11 protein-coding genes are annotated in these 17391 nt (G+C 52.9%); 10 read left to right on the top strand and 1 reads right to left on the bottom strand.

What is annotated here, in order from left to right:
- The first annotated feature begins 12 nt into the window (after positions 1-12).
- From AC4BAN_RS07080 to AC4BAN_RS07045, 8 genes are all read left to right on the top strand, one after another.
- The gene (locus AC4BAN_RS07080; RefSeq protein WP_490563689.1) at positions 13-1674 is read left to right on the top strand and encodes an alpha-amylase family protein; all 1662 of its coding nucleotides are present in this window, start codon (positions 13-15) and stop codon (positions 1672-1674) included.
- Positions 1675-1739: 65 nt separating this feature from the next.
- The gene (locus tag AC4BAN_RS07075) at positions 1740-2819 is read left to right on the top strand and encodes a site-2 protease family protein (protein ID WP_490563688.1); all 1080 of its coding nucleotides are present in this window, start codon (positions 1740-1742) and stop codon (positions 2817-2819) included.
- Positions 2820-3032: 213 nt separating this feature from the next.
- Positions 3033-3416 carry a BlaI/MecI/CopY family transcriptional regulator gene (locus tag AC4BAN_RS07070; protein ID WP_490563687.1) on the top strand — a complete coding sequence of 128 codons (384 nt, stop codon included), beginning with the start codon at positions 3033-3035 and terminating at the stop codon, positions 3414-3416.
- Entirely contained in the window at positions 3413-5482 is a 2070-nt protein-coding gene (locus AC4BAN_RS07065) for a M56 family metallopeptidase (protein WP_490563686.1), read from the top strand. The genes AC4BAN_RS07070 and AC4BAN_RS07065 overlap by 4 nt, the downstream gene beginning before the upstream one ends.
- 195 nt (positions 5483-5677) lie before the next feature.
- Complete coding sequence (locus AC4BAN_RS07060; protein ID WP_490563685.1) at positions 5678-7807, top strand: IPT/TIG domain-containing protein; 2130 nt, start codon at positions 5678-5680, stop codon at positions 7805-7807.
- Positions 7808-8400: 593 nt separating this feature from the next.
- Positions 8401-9768 carry a dGTP triphosphohydrolase gene (gene dgt, locus AC4BAN_RS07055; RefSeq protein ID WP_490563684.1) on the top strand — a complete coding sequence of 456 codons (1368 nt, stop codon included), beginning with the start codon at positions 8401-8403 and terminating at the stop codon, positions 9766-9768.
- Between the two features lie 194 nt (positions 9769-9962).
- Positions 9963-11297 (top strand): M16 family metallopeptidase, encoded by a 1335-nt coding sequence (locus AC4BAN_RS07050; RefSeq protein WP_490563683.1) that lies wholly within the window; start codon positions 9963-9965, stop codon positions 11295-11297.
- Between the two features lie 110 nt (positions 11298-11407).
- Positions 11408-13492: a M16 family metallopeptidase gene (locus tag AC4BAN_RS07045; protein ID WP_490563682.1), complete on the top strand. Its 2085-nt coding sequence runs from the start codon at positions 11408-11410 to the stop codon at positions 13490-13492.
- Positions 13493-13621: 129 nt separating this feature from the next.
- On the opposite strand, the gene AC4BAN_RS07040 is transcribed toward AC4BAN_RS07045, so the two are convergent.
- Positions 13622-14530: a DUF72 domain-containing protein gene (locus tag AC4BAN_RS07040; RefSeq protein ID WP_490563681.1), complete on the bottom strand. Its 909-nt coding sequence runs from the start codon at positions 14528-14530 to the stop codon at positions 13622-13624.
- A 348-nt stretch (positions 14531-14878) separates the two neighbouring features.
- Here AC4BAN_RS07040 and AC4BAN_RS07035 point away from each other — a divergent pair, with 348 nt between their 5' ends.
- A complete protein-coding gene (locus tag AC4BAN_RS07035; protein WP_490563680.1) occupies positions 14879-15517 on the top strand; it encodes a septal ring lytic transglycosylase RlpA family protein in 639 nt (212 codons plus the stop codon).
- 219 nt (positions 15518-15736) lie between these two features.
- Positions 15737-17383, top strand: coding sequence for a TldD/PmbA family protein (locus AC4BAN_RS07030; RefSeq protein ID WP_490563679.1), 1647 nt, complete (start codon positions 15737-15739; stop codon positions 17381-17383).
- The last annotated feature ends 8 nt before the right edge of the window (positions 17384-17391 follow it).

The following is a 17391-nucleotide window of genomic DNA, read 5'->3' as shown; positions in this document are numbered from 1 at the left end:
CCAAACGCCCCTATGAGAGAAAGAGACCTATGGTACAAAAGAGCCGTTATCTACGCCCTGGACGTGGAGACATTCCAGGATTCGAACGGAGATGGCATCGGTGATTTTCAGGGGCTTACGGGCCGCCTCGACTACCTGGCCACTTTGGGCATCACCTGTATCTGGCTGCTCCCTTTTTACCCCACGCCCAACCGCGACAACGGCTACGATGTAATGGATTACTACAACGTGGACAAGCGCCTGGGCACCCTCGGCGATTTTGCCAGTTTTGTAAAGGAAGCCGGGGAGCGGGGCATGCGGGTGTTGGTAGATTTAGTGGTGAACCATACTTCAGACCAGCACCCCTGGTTCCAGGAGGCCCGCCGCGACAAGAACTCCAAATACCATGATTACTATACCTGGAGCAAAGAACAACCCGAGAACCCCGCCTACAAACCGGCCTTTGCCGGCCACCAGGAAAGCATCTGGAGTTACGACGAAGAGGCGGAGGCCTACTTTTTGCACCGGTTTTACGCCCACCAGCCCGACCTGAATTTCCAGAACCCGGAGGTGCGCAGAGAAATCCACCACATCATGGGCTTCTGGCTGGCGCTGGGCGTGTCGGGTTTCCGGATTGACGCCGCCCATATTCTGGTGCAAAGCGACCAGGAGAAAGACAACGATGAGTTTTACAGTCTGATAGAAGACATGCGCGACTACATCTCCACCCACAGCCAGGATGCCATCCTGCTGGCTGAGGCCTCTGGTCCGCCCCATGTGGTCGGGAGTTTTTTCAAGGGCAAGGAGCGCATGCACATGATGTTCAATTTCCTGCTCAACCAGCACATTTTCCTGGGCCTGGCCCGCGGCATGGGCAGCTCTATCGCCAAGGGCATGAAAATGCTGCCTGAGAAAGGCGACACGTCGCAGTGGCTTAATTTTCTGCGCCACCACGATGAACTGAACGTGGAGGACCTGGAGCAGGACGAGCAGGAGATCGTGTTTAAGCAGTTTGCCCCCAAAGAGGACATGAAAGTATACGGCCGTGGCATCAGGCGCCGGCTGGCCCCTATCCTGAAAGGGAACCGCTCACGAATAGAGTTAGCCTACAGCCTGTTGTTCAGCCTGCCCGGCACACCCATGATCCAGTACGGCGCAGAGATCGGCATGGGCGACGACCTCTCGCTGCCCGAAAGGAACAGCGTGCGCACCCCCATGCAATGGACCGATGAACCGAACGCCGGCTTCTCCAGGTCGGCGCAGGAAGACCTTATCCGGCCCGTGATAAACGAGGGAGCTTATTCCTATAAAAAAGTGAACGTGGTGCAACAGCAACATCAAACCGACTCGCTGCTTAACTGGATGGAGCGGGTGATACGCGTGCGCAGGCAGTGCCCCGAGCTCGGAGACGGCAACTGCAAGCTGATCTCCACTGACGACAGCCGCATTTTCGCGCACAGTTGCCAGCTGCGGTATAAACTGGTGGCAGTGCACAACCTGAGCAGCGAAACATGCCAGGTAATGATCGAGGATCTACTCCAAAAGGAGGGCCTCTACAGCGTGGAAATTTTCAGCAACGCTGCTTACAAAGCGCCTAAGCAGGGAGAGGTGGAAGTTGGCCCCTACGGTTACCGCTGGTTCAGGCTGCATGCCCTGGCTGACCCGGATCAGGAAGCAGGCAAGCAGGGAGACTGAGTAGTGGCGGCACCTGCGAACAAACCTGTCGCGCAAGCGTTTATGGAAGCATAAGCTCCTTTATTATGAAGTGGTCTTTAAACCTTGGCAAAATTGCCGGCATCAAGATACTGGTGCACTGGACGTTTGCGCTTTTACTGGGTTGGATAGCCTTTTCCGAGGCACAGCGCGGCAGCGACCTGACTGCTACTTTATTGGCCATTGGGTTTATACTTGCCGTTTTCCTGTGCGTAGTGCTCCACGAGCTCGGCCATGCGCTAACGGCAAGGCAATATGGCATCCAGACGAAGATGATCACCCTGCTGCCCATTGGGGGAGTTGCGAGCCTGGAGCGAATGCCTGAGAACCCGAAACAGGAACTCCTGATTGCGGTGGCCGGGCCGGCTGTGAACGTGGTGATTGCGCTGCTGCTCTGGCTGGTGCTTCCGGCCCTGCCAAGCGCCCCCACCGAAGACTTTTTCCTGCGCATCACGCCGGCCAACTTTTTCTACCTGCTGCTATTTGTAAATGTGGTGCTGGTGGTGTTTAATGCCATTCCGGCTTTCCCGATGGATGGCGGACGGGTGCTGCGGGCCCTGCTTGCCTTTAAACTGGGGCGCGTGCGCGCTACGCAGATAGCTGCAAACCTGGGCCAGCTGCTGGCTATTCTTTTCATCTTCGTCGGGTTTTTCTATAACCCCTTCCTGATCCTGATCGGGGCCTTTGTGTTTTTTGGGGCCTATGCCGAAAACATGATGGTGCAGCACCTGGATTTTTTGCGTGGCCACAGCGTGCGCGAAGGCATGATGACGAACTTCGTTACCCTGGCACCCACCGACACGGTGCGCGACGCGCTGGACAAATTGCTGATGGGTTCCGAACACGAGTTTATCGTAGAGCTGGACGGGCATGTAGTAGGCACGCTTACCCGCTCGCAACTCATACAGGCAATTAAAGAGGAACAAATGGCAACCCCCGTTTTGGATGTAATGTCGCAGGAATTTAAAACGTTTAATGTGCAGGATAAGCTCTCGGAGGCTTATACCGAACTCCAGAAAACACGCGCTCCTTTGTTGCCTGTACTGGAAAATGGCCGCTTGGCCGGCGTCATCAACACAGATAATATCAATGAGTTCATCCTGATAAAATCGGCGACGATGCATTAACCCCCCACTTGCATTGTACAGGCGCTGCTCGATACTTTATACTTGCTAACTTCCCGCGGCCATGCCCCTCCTGGCGGCTGTTTTACCCCGGATAATTTGGCTACCCCTTTGACATACGAAATAAATCGTAAATAAAATTTCCTTTTACGAAACTATTCGTATATACTTGTAATGCAACACAGCTTTCATGCTAACCATCTATTTCTTACACCTATGGAGAAAATACTAAAACCAACCGAATCTGAGCTTGAGATACTGCAGGTACTTTGGCAACACGGCCCGAACACAGTGCGCTTTGTGCACGAGGAAATGAGCAAAGCCAAAGAAACCGGCTATACCACCACGCTTAAGCTCATGCAGATAATGGCCGAAAAGGACATGCTGGCAGTAGACAAAACCAGCCGTTCCCATATTTTTCGCCCGCTGCTCGGCGAGGAACAGACGCAGCAGCAGTTGCTGGGTCGTTTTCTGGATGCAGCCTTCCGGGGCTCGGCCAGCAAACTGGTGATGCAAGCCTTGGGTAACAGCAACACATCCAGGGAGGAACTGGATGAGATCAGAAACTTATTAGATAAACTGGAAGGAGGCACCAAATGAACCAAGCCCTGAATATGATCTCGGAAAACGTAGTGCAAGCCCTGGGCTGGACCCTGCTACACTCTTTGTGGCAAGGGGCTCTGCTGGCCCTGGCACTTGGCCTGCTCATGGTGCTCCTGCACCGCCACACATCCATCGTTCGGTTTACCGTAGCGGCCAGCGCCTTACTGGCACAAGTACTGCTCTCAGCCGTTACCTTCGATCATTACTATGCCCAATTCTCAGCAAAAGAGCAACCGGCCTCTAACGTAGTGGCGGTTTTACCGCAAGCAAGCCCTATGGCCCAGGCAAGTACTTTTTCGTTTTGGGAGGCACCTGTGGCAGTAACGCAGGTTTATTTTGAAAAGCATTTGCCACTTTTAGTTACCCTTTGGCTGTTGGGCCTTGCGTTCATGACCATCCGCTTTTTGGGAGGCCTGGCCTATACCCAGCGTCTGCGCCATTATAAAACCACGCCACTCTCAGGCAAATGGCAGCAAACGCTTTCGCAGCTTCGCCAGAAACTGGGCATGTCTAAAGCAGTGCGTTTGGTAGAGTCGGGGCTGGTGAAGGTGCCTGTGGCTATCGGCTACGTTACACCCGTTATACTGCTGCCGCTGGGTGCTGTAAGCGGGCTTTCGCAGGTGCAGGTAGAGGCTATTCTGGCGCATGAGCTCGCCCATATCCTGCGCCGCGATTACTTGTTCAATATCATCCAGACCGGAATAGATATTCTCTTTTTCTACCATCCGGCTATGTGGTGGATATCCGGCCTGGTGCGAGCTGAGCGGGAGAACTGCTGCGACGATATTGCCGTTTCGGTTTGCGGCAACCAGTTGACCTACGCCCGAGCCCTGGCCCAGCTGGAGGCCATGCGGCTCCCGGCGTCCCCTGTTTTCGCCTTGGCCCTGACGGGTGGGCGCGGATCGCTGATGAGCCGTATCAAACGGCTTGTGGGGCAGCCCGCGTTCAGGCCTACTTTCTCGGAGGGCTTCGCGGCGGGTCTGGTGTTAGTGGCTGGCTTGTTTGTGTTCTCTGTCGGGGCGCTGGCCAGCTTTAAAACAGATGCAGGGATGCCTGGTAAAGTAGAAGCCTTGTTGATTGCCTCACCCGTGCCGGAACAGGTTAAACCTGCCCTTGTTTTGGATGCAGCCAATGAAATAGTGCCCGTTACCATACCCGCGCTCAAAGAGGAGACAACCGCCTTTGTTCTTTCGGCACAAGACTCTACCGGGCAAAAACGCGATGTGGTGATCATCAAAAACAAAAAAGGCAAGGTGACGGAGCTGTACGTTAACGGCAAGCGGATTCCGGATAAGGACATCCCTGCCTATACTGCCTTGGTTGACCAGCGTTTGAAAGCCATAGAAAAAGCCCCCAAAGCAACCAGGGCAGAAGTAGTGCGGGAGATAAAGGCTGCACAGCGGGCCGCTGCCAACGCTCCCACCCGGCAGCAAGTTAACGTAACCTACAGCTACGGCTTTAACAGCGCGCCTGGCGACTCACTGGAGGTTCCGCCTATGCCACCCATGCCGCCCATGACAGCCGTAGCGCCTTTCCCGACAATGCCTCCCATGCCCCCGATGCCGCCCATGCCGCCACTTGCGCCGTTCTCAAACGACAAAAAAGAGCAGAAGCGCTACAAGGAGTCTATGAAGCAGTATGAAAAGGAGCTAAAGCGGCACGACGAGAAGATGAAAGCCTATGAGCAAAAAGCAGCCAGGCAACACCAGGTTGTCACTGTGGACAGGCAACGCTTCCAGCAACAGGTAGAGCGCCATGCCGCCATGGCAGCAAACCAGGCACAGCACAGCCAAGAGATGGCACTGCGCCACACCGAGATGGCCAAGGAGCATGAAAGAATGGCCCTGGAACATCAAAAGCGGCTGGAAACCCTGAGAAAGGAAATGGTAAAAGACGGCTTGTTAAAAAAGGAGTCGGATAAGATCAACATCCGGATTACCGAGGATAGCTTTTATGTGAATGGCGAAAAACAGTCGCAGGAGCTGTATGAGAAGTATAAAAACCTGATGAATGTGAAGATAGAGGGCAAGGGGAACTTTAATTTTCAGTTTAACAACGATTAATCCTCCATTTGCACCTATCTGTAAATAACCTGCTAAATGTATAAATTCAGCAGGTTATTTTGTTTATTTGGTTTGATTAAAATGCTTATCGCAAAATCTGTATATCCCTTACTGTGTACTTTTGCGTAAGTATAACTCGCTGCTGCCCATAACCAGATTTGCGGCACCCGAAAAACGGCATTACCAACAAACCACATGATAAAACTATACTTCGCACCCCTTGCCCCCATGTACCTTAAAAAAGTTCTCCTCCTCACCTGCCTGCTCCTGCTTGCAGCAAGCGGATTCGCGGCCGACAGGCAGCACCTGTTCCCGATTTCACTGCAAGAGCGTACCGCCAAGGCCGATGTTATTGTAGAAGGGGAAGTGGTATCGCAGCAGTCTTTCTGGGACAGCCAGCACGAGAACATCTACACCTCCAACATCCTGAAAGTATACAAAGTATTTAAAGGGCAGGTAAAAGGCCAGCAAGTGGAACTCATAACCGAAGGAGGCGCCATCGGGCTAAAAAAACACGTGTTCTCTACTGCCTTATCCTTACAGAAAGGAGAACAGGGCATCTTTTTTCTGGAACGGAACCAGCCTATTCAGAACACGCCGGGCAACACCGGCCTTACGGCACGGGCATACGCCAGCCAGCAGGGCTTTATAGATTATCACCTGGCAGGCAACCGCTCTGTAACCGATGTTTTTAACGATTACGCCTCCGTGCAGGAAGTATACCAACGCCTGAAGGCAACTATTGGGCAGCCTTTTACAACCGTAGCAGCTAATGATCGCCTGCGCCAGGAGCCCGGTGCCAACCTAAAGCAGGAGCAAAGCGCCCTTGCAGTGCCTGTTGTCACCAGCTTCTCGCCAACCGTTGCCAGCGCAGGTACCGGCACCATTATCACTATTAACGGATCTGGTTTTGGCAGCACCCGCGGAAATGGCAAGGTGGAATACAAAAACGCCGACGATGGGGGCAAAACTTTCATCACCCCCCTACCCAGAGAATACATCAGCTGGAGCAACACACAGATCCGGATGTATATCCCCTCCACCGGGGTGGACAATGGCACCGCCGGCTCCGGCCAGCTTAAAATCACTGCCAACGATGGCACCACTGTTACTACCTCACAAACGATAACGATCGAATTCGCCTACTCAAATGTAGGCCTGAGTGGCCGGGCTTTTAAACCCATTCTCATTAGCACCGATAACCAGGGGGGGTACACCATGCAGTATGCCCCAAGCATGCAGAGCCGCAACGCTGCGCAGGAAGGCTTCCGCAGGGCGGTGAACAGCTGGGTCTGCAACACGCAGGTCAACTGGAAAATTGGCACCCCTACCACTATTGAGAAAGCCGTTGAGGACGATAGAAACATCATCCGCTTCGCACCTGCCTCTGAAACAGGGCAAGGAGTGCTGGCACGCACCATCAGCCGTTATGAAGGGTGTGGCAATAGCACAGACACGCTTTTCTGGGTATCAGAGTTTGACATGGAGATAAACAGCAACATAGACTGGCAGTATGGCCCTGGACCACCTGTTAACAGGCAGTTCGACTTTGAAACCGTGGCCCTCCATGAACTGGGCCATGCCCACCAGTTGGGGCACGTGATCCTGCCACGCGCCGTTATGCATTATGCTGTTGAGTTTGAGATTCTGGTGCGCGACCTAAGCGAAGCTGATGTAAGAGGCGGGAATTTTGTGATGGCGCGTAGCGTTGGCCCAAACTTCTGTCAGAAATCGCCCATAATACCGGAGCTGGAAGGAGATTGCAACTTGGCTCCCGAGATCCTGACGTTTGAAGGCGCCTTTCAGAATGGGCAGGTAGTGCTTAAATGGACAACCAAGGCCGAAGTGGCCGTCGTCGCCTATGTGGTACAGCGCAGTGAAAACGGCTTAGACTGGGTGGACGTAACCACGGTTAATTCGAAAGGCCCTACCACAGGCACGCTTAACTACACTTACACCGACACCGCACCACTTCCCGACATCAGTTATTACCGCTTAAAGGTAATGTATGTGGATGGCTCTACTAGCTTCTCGCCTCGTGTGCGGGTACTAGACCCTGCCTCGCTGCGCATGTTGCGTGTGTTCCCCAACCCGATTGCTCCAAGCAGGCACTCGCTCCGGCTTTTATACCTGGTTACGGCCAGTTCTACTTTAACACTAAACCTCTACGACACCACAGGAAAATTGGTAAGGGAGTACACCGTTAACCTATCCGATGTGAACACCCCGATTGATATCCCGTTACGCGGCCTGGCTTCCGGTGTCTATATCCTGAAGTGGCAGGAGCGAAATAACAGCGGTGAGTTCAAAATTATCAGGCTCTAACGCAGCAAGGGGCTATTAAGCAAAAAAGCAGATGAAATAGACCCTTAGCGGATCATTCACCTGCCTTTTGCCAACCTTAAACATTTCGTATTCAATACCTTTGGCACAAAAAAATCAAGGTAGTTTAGCCAAAACCGGGTTTCGGCTTTAAGTAAGTTTTAGTAGCCTGGATAAGGTTACAGTGCGCCTTGCAAAACTCACGCTTCTATGGGGTTAAAACAACATGTTTTCACATGCTTTTGTAACATAATTTTTCCCCTGAAATGGCTTACATAGCTCACCCTAAAGGCCGCATAGGCGCTCCCTGGCTGTTTTTAAAGCTGTCAAATCCAGTCGATTTGTAACATGTACTATAATCTACAACCCGCCGCGGCCTGCATTTTTCTACTTCTCAATTAACCTCACTGTCTTTTGCTGGTTCTTTTATCCTTGTAAAACTATATTTGATAAAGGTAAACAGGTGCTGCTTGCATATATTCTAATTTGTTTCGCCTACCTCATCATACCAACCATTTTCTTATTGGGCACAGTAGTGGTCAGCGTAATAATGAGCTAAAGCACTACCTTTGTAGCCAACACCTTATTTCTACGCCATGCAACCTACCACCTGGGGCAAACTGATCTCCAAGAAGCGCTTTGAAACCACAGCCACCAAGTATACCTCCAACGAGTCGGTGCGTGGTGAGTTCCAGCGCGATTACGACCGCATCGTTTTCTCCTCGGCTTTCAGGAGGTTGCAGAACAAGACGCAGGTAATGCCCATGCCTGAGAGCGACTTTGTGCATACCCGCCTCACCCACAGCCTGGAAACATCGGTGGTGGGCCGCTCGCTGGGCCGTATTGTGGGCAAAAGCATTTTAGAGCGCCACCCCGAGCTGGCCCAGGAAAAGAACATACAGGAAGCAGATTTCGGAGACATGGTGGCTGCCGCCTGCCTGGCCCACGACATCGGCAACCCACCCTTCGGCCACTCCGGCGAAGACGCCATTTCCTCCTACTTCCTGAGCGACGAGGCCCAGCCATACCTCAGGAACCTGGCTGAAGCCGAAAAAGCCGACCTGCAGCGTTACGAGGGCAACGCGGCTGGTTTCCGTGTGCTTACCTATACTTACCCCACCCACTGCAACCTGCCCGGCGGCCTGAGCCTGACCTACACCACTCTCGCTACCTTTACCAAATACCCGAAGGAGTCGCTGCCAACAGTGTCGGGCACCAAAAATACCAGCGAGAAGAAGTATGGCTTCTTTCAGACGGAGAAGGAGTGGTTTCAGAACATCGCGCAGGAGCTGGGGCTACTCCAAAAAACTGAGTACGGGGCTGTGTTCTACCACCGGCACCCACTGGCTTTTTTAGTGGAGGCCGCTGACGACATCTGCTACCGCATCATTGATTTTGAGGACGGCCTGAAGCTGGGCCTGGTGCCGCAAGAGGAAGGCATGCACCTGCTCCGCCAGATACTCAACGACAACCCGGACCGCACCTCCAGCCTCACGTTTTACGACTGGCGCGAGGAGATCGGGTACCTGCGTGCCCGCATTATCAACAAGCTTATTGAGGAGACCACCGCTGTTTTTCTGCAGCACGAGCAAGAGATCCTGCACGGCGCCTACGACAAGCCCCTGATCAACGAACTGCCCTGCAAACCGGTGCTTGACCAGATCCGGGACCTCTCTGTCAGGTTAATTTACCAGAACCGCCCGGTGCTGGAAATTGAGGCAGCAGGCTTTGAGGTATTGGGCGGTCTGCTCGATGCAGGCATTAAGGCAGCTTTCAGACCAGAATCCAAGCATCACCGCAAGCTGGCGGCACTAATTCCGCCACAGTACATTCACCTACCCGAAACAGCCACGGACTACGAGCGCATCCTCCACATCACCGATTTTGTGACGAGCCTCACCGACCAGGCCGCCCTGGGCTTGTACCGTAAAATAAAGGGCATTGAGTTGCCCAGGATGTATTAAGGCTGGCCTGCTGCTGATTCGTCTACAAAATCGCCGGGTTCATCTGCATCCATACCTGTTCTGCCGAATCAGGGGGAGTTGATGCTACTTAAATTGGTATCCAGCCTGGAATTGCATTAATTTTAACCTTGTTAACAGGTCCTCATGCCGTAAAAAGCAGGTGGCAAAAATGCATATCAAACTAAAATATACCAATGAAACACAAGTTATTAGTTAGCCTTTTATGCGGTGTTACCAGCTTTGCGGCAGTAGCACAAACCAAGGGCAACAAGATCGATTTTACGGAATACACCCTTCCGAATGGCCTGCATGTAATTCTCCATCAGGATAAATCAACCCCTAATGTGGCCGTGTCGGTGCTGTACCATGTGGGCTCGAAGAATGAGGTTGCGGGCCGTTCGGGTTTCGCGCACTTTTTTGAGCACCTGATGTTTGAAGGCACCCAGAACATTGACCGTGGCGAGTATAGCTCGCTGGTACAAAAGGCCGGCGGCGCCCTGAACGCCAACACTTCTTTTGACCGCACCTATTACTACGAGCTGTTGCCGTCGAACCAGGTGGCTCTGGGCCTGTGGCTGGAGGCAGAGCGTATGAAGCACGCCAAAATTGATGAGACAGGCGTGGAAACACAGCGCAAGGTAGTGCAGGAGGAGAAGCGCGAGCGCATAGACAACCAGCCTTACGGGTCGATGGGGGAGAATGTGTTTGCCCTGGCTTATGAGCAGCACCCGTACAAAACCATGCCGATCGGTTCATTCAAAGACCTGAATGCAGCGGGCATCAACGAGTTCCGCGATTTCTATAAGACTTTCTATGTGCCTAACAATGCCACGCTATCCATCGCCGGCGACATTGACATTAACGACACCAAAAAGCTGATCGAGCAATACTTTGCGGGCATTCCAAAAGGAACCGTAGAGGTGCCGCGCCCGAACGTGGTAGAGCCCAAGCAAAAAGAGGAGCGCCGCAAAACAGTGTACGACAACATTCAGCTCCCGGCCGTTATCCAGGCTTACCACATCCCGGCGCAGGGTACCAAAGATTATTATGCCCTCTCGATGCTGACTACGTTACTGTCAGGAGGTGAAAGCGCGCGTTTAACCAAAGCATTGGTAGACAAACAGCAGAAAGCCGTAGCCGCAGGCTCTATTCCTTTCCCAACCGAAGATCCGGGCCTGTTCCTGACCTTTGCCATCGCCAACATGGGCGTAGAAGTAGGGGAACTGGAGAAAGCCGTTGACGCTGAAATAGAACGCGTTAAAACCGAGCCCTTAACTGACCGTGAGTTTCAGAAACTGCGCAACCAGACCGAAAGCAGCTTTGTGCAGCAAAACAGCACCGTGGCAGGTCGTGCCGAGAGCCTGGCAAACTATGCCGTATACTTCGGCGACGCCAACCTGATCAACACCGAGCTGCAGCGCTACATGAGCGTGACCAAGGAGGACATCAAGCGCGTGGCGAACGAGTATTTAACAAAAGACAACCGCGTGGTATTGCATTACCTTCCTAAATCAGCACAACCTAAATAAAACCCGGACACCAGCAGGCGCAGGTACAGCATGGACCGGATTCCGGTCAGTTCTTACACCTGAAGCGCCTTGCTTATCGCTCATACTGTCCTTTTATAAAGAAAGTAATCATGATAAAGAAACTATATAGTACCCTATTCCTGGCACTGGCACTCGTTTCGGTTGCGCCTGCCCAAACCAAGCAAACCCCGCCACCTCCGGGCCCAGCCCCTAAAATTGAGCTGGGCGATTACGAGCACTTCACCCTGAAGAACGGCCTGAAAGTATACGTGGTGGAAAACCACAAACTTCCGGTAGTATCTATGTCGCTTGTGCTGGACAGAGACCCGATTCTGGAAGGCGACAAAGCAGGATACGTACAGGCGGCGGGCCAGATGCTGCGCACCGGCACGCAGAACCGCACCAAAGACCAGTTCGATGAGCAGGTGGATTTTATAGGCGCCAACCTGGGCTTTTCCGCTAGTGGCTTCAATGCCTCGTCGCTTAAGAAACACCTGCCAACGCTGGTAGACCTGACACAGGATGCACTGCTTCACCCGAAGTTCACGCAGGAAGAGCTGGACAAGGTAAAGAAGCAGATGAAGGCCAACCTGGCACAGTCTAAGGATAACCCCGACGCCATTGCCAGCCGCACCCGCAACCTGGCGCTGTATGGCAAGGACCACCCGTACGGCGAGGTGATGACCGAGGAAACTGTGGATAACATTACCTTGCAGGACATCCAGAGCTATTACAACAGCTACTTTAAGCCAAACATCGGTTACCTGGCTGTGGTAGGCGATGTTACCCCGAAGGAGATGAAGAAGCTCCTGAAAAAAGCTTTTGCCAAGTGGGAGAAAGGCGACGTGAAGGACATTGATTTTGCCTTGCCTAAAGCCCCGGAGCAAACCCAGGTAGTGATCGTGGACAGGCCAAGCTCAGTGCAAAGCTCGCTTATACTTACCAACCCCGCCAACCTGAAGCCAGGGGCGGAGGATGCGGTGGCTGCCTCGCTGATGAACAACATACTGGGCGGCGGCATGGACTCGCGCCTGTTTAAGAACCTGCGCGAAACGCACGGCTATACGTATGGCGCTTACTCTGCTGTAAGCCCTGATGAGATACTGGGCCGCTTTAACGCCTCCGCCAACGTGCGCAATGCCGTTACCGACAGCGCCGTGGTAGAGTTTATGACGGAACTGAACAAGATGCGCAACGAGCGTGTAACAGCCGAGGAGCTGCGCGATGCCAAAGCCTACGTGATGGGTAGTTACGGACGTGGCCTGGAGAACCCGGCCACTGTAGCCGTGTACGCGATCAACACGGCACGTTATGGCCTGCCAGAAGATTACTACGCCAATTACCTGAAAAAAGTGGAGGCCGTAACGGCCGAGGATGTGCAGCGCGTGGCGCAGAAATACATTAACCCGGACAAAATGTACGTGATTGCCGTAGGCAACGCCTCCGAAATAGCCGACAAGCTGCAGAAGTTCGATAAAGACGACAACAGCATCAGCTACTACACCACAACCGGCGAGAAAGCCGTGCGAGCGGCCATGAGCCTACCCGCCGGCCTGACCGCCAACCAGGTAATCGCGGATTACATCAAGGCCATCGGCGGCAAGGCAAACATCGAGAAGCTGAAGGACGTGACCATTACCAGCAACGCCACTATTCAGGGCATGCCCCTGACCTTTATCCACCAGCAGAAAGGCAACGATAAGTTTGCTGTGCAGGTGCTGATGAACAACAACCCCATGCAGCGCGTGATCATAAACGGCGACAAGGGTAAAATGGAAGCCCCGATGCAGGGAGTGAACAAAGCCATGACCGCCGAAGAACTGGCCGGACAGAAGCTGGATGCTAACATGTTCCCTTCGCTGCAGTACGACAAGCTGGGTATCAAAACCGAGCTGAAAGGCATGGAGAAAGTGGACGGGAAAGATGCGTATGCAGTAGAGGTTGCGCTGCCAAACGGCCAGAAAGCAACGCACTACTTCGCCACAGATTCGGGCCTGAAAATCAAGGAGGTAACTAACCTGCAGTCGCCACAGGGGGTAATTACACAAACCAAGAACTACAGCAACTACAAAGAAGTAAGCGGCGTGAAATTCCCTTACGTAGTTGAAACAAGTGTTGGCCCGCAGGTGATCAAAGCGGAGGTGCAGAATATTGAGGTTAATAAAAACCTAAGCGACGACACGTTTAAACTGTAGATGTTTAGATTTTAACTGACAGGCATAAGCCCAAAAGTTTATACTTACTACCGAACAAAAGCGGGCTAACCCAGGTGGTTAGCCCGCTTTTTTATTTGGGCGTTCGTTAACCTGCCCAGGTAAGATGTTTTAAAACAACTCCCCCTGCACCGGCTGCACAATCTTTTGGGGCGGTTTCAAATCAAAGCCGCATACGTTGTTCAACTGCTCTATCAGGTAAGTAGCCAGCTCCGGAGCCAGCGTGTTGTCGGGCTCATGCACAAAAAAGTACAGCTGCCGCAAACCGTTAGCAAACCATACTTTCAGGCGCGCCACCCACTCATCAATGCGGGAATAATCAGTGGGGTGCAGGCCGTTGCCTACAAAGCGGATCATGGCAGAGGGCGTGGTCAGGCGCATGTGCAGCACGTCGCGGCGGCCTGCCACATCGGTCAGCACCGTTCCAACTTTATACTTCTCCAGCACCTCGAAAAGCGCCAGGCTGGCAACATTATCCACAAACCAGTCGGGGTGGCGCAGCTCTACCGTAAAAGGTATGCTTTCGGGCACAAACTGCACAAAGGCTTCCAGGTCGGGAAGTTGAGGGGGCGCAAAGTATGGCGGCAGCTGCAGGAAAGCCGTTCCCAGTTTCTCCTCCAGTCCGGCAATGGCCTCGCAAAACGCCGCTGTCAGGTCGCGTGTGCTGCGCAGGGCGGCCTCGTGGCTGATGAGCTGCGGAAACTTGGGGCAGAACTTAAAACCCTTTGGCACCGCGTTGCGCCAGCGGTCAATCGTGTCAGGACTCGGAATATGGTAATGGGTGCTGTTTAGCTCAATGGTTTCAAATTGCTTGCCATACCACAAAAGCGACTCCTTCTCGGGCATTTTGGCGGGGTAATATTTGCCAACCCAGGCCTTGTTCACCCACACCGGCAGGCCAATGTGCACCTGTGGTTTCAGGTAGCTGCCCGACTGCCGCAACAGCCGCAGCGTGTCGGGGTGATCGGGCGGCAGCGTAAAGTCTACGCGGCTTATATCTTGTAGCTTTCCAAAATCCATGAGCTATGCGTCTAAACCCTATACGAAACAGCTTAAACCAAGTCCATAAGAGGCGCCTGGTGCGAGGGCCGAGGTGAATTAAATTTACTGAAAAATAAATAAACTAGGTAATAAAAGGACTTGCGTTGCAAAAAACTTTTAATTATTTTTTATAGGCCATATACCATACCCTCAGCCTGCTAAAATCGTCCGTAACATTCTAAAAACAGCTATTTTTATCAAATCTGACTTACAGCGATTTCTCCCCGCCAGCCTGTATCCCCCCACATCCCAGGCACAATAATGCCGCAAAAGGGCTCGTTTGTAAAATATTCCGTATCTTTGCGGCTTCATCAACTTAAATTTGATATGATAAATAATAGAAAGTGCTACCTCTTAACAGTAATCATTCTTCTATTAATTGGCATTAACCAACCAATTTTCGCACAGAACCAAGACATCCAAAAAGGAGAAGCCTCGTGGTACGGCAGCAGATACCACGGCAGAAAGACCAGCAGCGGCGAGCGCTATAACAAAAACGACATGACCGCCGCACACAAGACACTGCCCTTCGGCACGAAGGTGAAAGTCACCAACCTCGACAATGACGAATCTGTTATCGTGCGCATCAACGACAGAGGCCCTTTTGTAGGCGACCGCATTATTGATGTGTCCGAAGCCGCAGCACGCAAGCTTGCTTTCCGCAGCAAGGGCATCGGCAACGTGAAGATCGAGATACTCGACCTGCCCGGCGATAACGACTCAGAGCACGCCGGTTTCTTCACTATCCAGACAGGAGCTTACACCAACTACAAAAACGTGCAGCAACTTACCGAAAGATTGAAGGCTTTTGATAAGAACCTGACCATAGAATTAACGGAAGATCAGGTAAAGGGCAAAAAGGTGCACCGCATCAGAGCGGGCCACTTTGACAACCGCCATGAGGCAGAGGCCTTTAACGAGCTTCTAAAAGAAGAAGGCCTTTCGGGCCTGGTAAAAGAAGCCTAGTCTGCTACAGATTCCAGAATAAAAGCGCAGCGCCTGCATCAGGTGCTGCGCTTTTTGCGTTTTGTCACTTTAAGTTTGATAGCGCCAGTGCTTTAGTTCATCTATAAAAAAGCGCTTTTAAGCTTATAGTCAGTGGCGATGCTTTGATTTAAGAAACAGAATGGCTATTATTATTTACTCAAACAAAACCAGTTAAATTTTAACTAACCTTACCATACTTTGAAAAGACGAAACTTCCTTGAACTGTCGGCGCTCGGATTCGGTGGCTTGATGCTGCCATCCATACCCGTGTTCGGCGATATCATATCCCCGGAAAGAGCACTGGAGCCTGTGGATGCGGCCTTGAAAAAGCGCCTCGCAGATGTCGCCTTGAACACCGCCAAATCCAAAGGGGCCAATTACGCCGACGTGCGCATTGGCCGCTACCTGCAACAGTATATTTTTACCCGAGAGAAACAGGTGCAGAACATCGTGAACGCCGAGTCGTTTGGTGTGGGGGTGCGCGTGCTGGCGAACGGCACCTGGGGCTTTGCCGCCACTTCCGACGTGTCGGACAGAGGGGTTGCCAAAGCTGCCGGGGAAGCCGTGGCCATTGCCAAAGCCAACGCCAAGCTGCAGAAAGAACCCGTGCAGCTGGCCCCGGTGAAGGGCTTTGGCGAGGTAAGCTGGCAAACGCCCATTGAGAAGAACGCTTTTGAAGTGCCTGTGGGCGAAAAAGCCGACTTGCTTCTGGCCGCCAATGCCGCCGCCATGGATAACGGCGCCAGCTTTGTGAACTCAGCCCTGTTTCAGGTGAACGAGCAGAAATACTTTGCCTCTACCGAGGGCTCCTACATTGACCAGGACATTCACCGCATCTGGCCAAACTTTACCGTAACCGTGGTGGACAAGGCCTCTGGCAAGTTTAAAACCCGCGAGGCCCTGAGCGCCCCAATGGGCATGGGCTACGAGTACATGAACCCCAAGGCGGCTGAAAAAATAAAAGGCCCCGAGGGCACCGGCCTGATGGGCTACCGCTATGCCTACGACATGCTGGAGGATGCCAAGCTGGCCGCGCAGCAGGCCCGCGAAAAGCTAACGGCTAAATCAGTAGCAGCCGGCAAGTATGACCTGGTGCTGGACCCGAACCACCTGGGCCTTACCATTCACGAGTCTGTGGGCCACCCCCTGGAGCTGGACCGCGTGCTGGGCTACGAGGCCAACTACGCCGGTACTTCCTTCGCCACACTGGATAAATGGAGATCAAAGAACTTTAAGTATGGCTCCGATAAGGTAAACATCTTCGCTGATAAAACGCAGAAAGGCTCGCTGGGCCTGGTAGGCTGGGATGACGAAGGCGTGAAGACGAAGAAATGGGACCTGATCAAGAACGGCGTATTGGTGAACTACGAGGCCATCCGCGACCAGGCACACATCATCGGCGAAGACGAGTCGCATGGCTGCTGCTACGCCGACAGCTGGAGCTCAGTGCAGTTCCAGCGCATGCCTAACGTGTCGCTGGCGCCGGGCAAAGAGAAAATGAACGTAGACCAGCTAATTGCTGGCGTGGACAAAGGCATTTACATTGCCGGCCGCGGCTCTTACTCCATCGACCAGCAGCGCTATAACTTCCAGTTTGGCGGCACCACCTTCCACGAGATCAAGAACGGGAAAATTGTGGGACCGCTGGAGGATGTGGCGTACCAAAGCAACACCCAGGAATTCTGGAACTCCTGCGTTGGCTCCTGCGATGAGAGCGATTACCGCCTGTTCGGATCGTTCTTCGACGGAAAGGGGCAGCCAAGCCAGATAAGCGCGGTATCGCATGGCTCGGCACACACCCGCTTTAATGGGGTAAACGTGATCAACACAGCCCGGAAAATCTAATGATTTTT

The sequence above is a fragment of the Pontibacter sp. GD13 genome (genome assembly GCF_058216355.1).
Note: the sequence above shows the minus strand (reverse complement) of the source record. Positions and strands in the feature narration are given on the sequence as shown.

What these genes read in the sequence shown, in the direction of transcription:
- AC4BAN_RS07080 (WP_490563689.1), top strand. Translation starts at nt 13, where the DNA reads ATGAGAGAAAGAGACCTATGGTACAAAAGAGCCGTTATCTACGCCCTG.
- AC4BAN_RS07075 (WP_490563688.1), top strand. Translation starts at nt 1,740, where the DNA reads ATGAAGTGGTCTTTAAACCTTGGCAAAATTGCCGGCATCAAGATACTG.
- AC4BAN_RS07070 (WP_490563687.1), top strand. Translation starts at nt 3,033, where the DNA reads ATGGAGAAAATACTAAAACCAACCGAATCTGAGCTTGAGATACTGCAG.
- AC4BAN_RS07065 (WP_490563686.1), top strand. Translation starts at nt 3,413, where the DNA reads ATGAACCAAGCCCTGAATATGATCTCGGAAAACGTAGTGCAAGCCCTG.
- AC4BAN_RS07060 (WP_490563685.1), top strand. Translation starts at nt 5,678, where the DNA reads ATGATAAAACTATACTTCGCACCCCTTGCCCCCATGTACCTTAAAAAA.
- dgt (WP_490563684.1), top strand. Translation starts at nt 8,401, where the DNA reads ATGCAACCTACCACCTGGGGCAAACTGATCTCCAAGAAGCGCTTTGAA.
- AC4BAN_RS07050 (WP_490563683.1), top strand. Translation starts at nt 9,963, where the DNA reads ATGAAACACAAGTTATTAGTTAGCCTTTTATGCGGTGTTACCAGCTTT.
- AC4BAN_RS07045 (WP_490563682.1), top strand. Translation starts at nt 11,408, where the DNA reads ATGATAAAGAAACTATATAGTACCCTATTCCTGGCACTGGCACTCGTT.
- AC4BAN_RS07040 (WP_490563681.1), bottom strand. Translation starts at nt 14,530, where the DNA reads ATGGATTTTGGAAAGCTACAAGATATAAGCCGCGTAGACTTTACGCTG.
- AC4BAN_RS07035 (WP_490563680.1), top strand. Translation starts at nt 14,879, where the DNA reads ATGATAAATAATAGAAAGTGCTACCTCTTAACAGTAATCATTCTTCTA.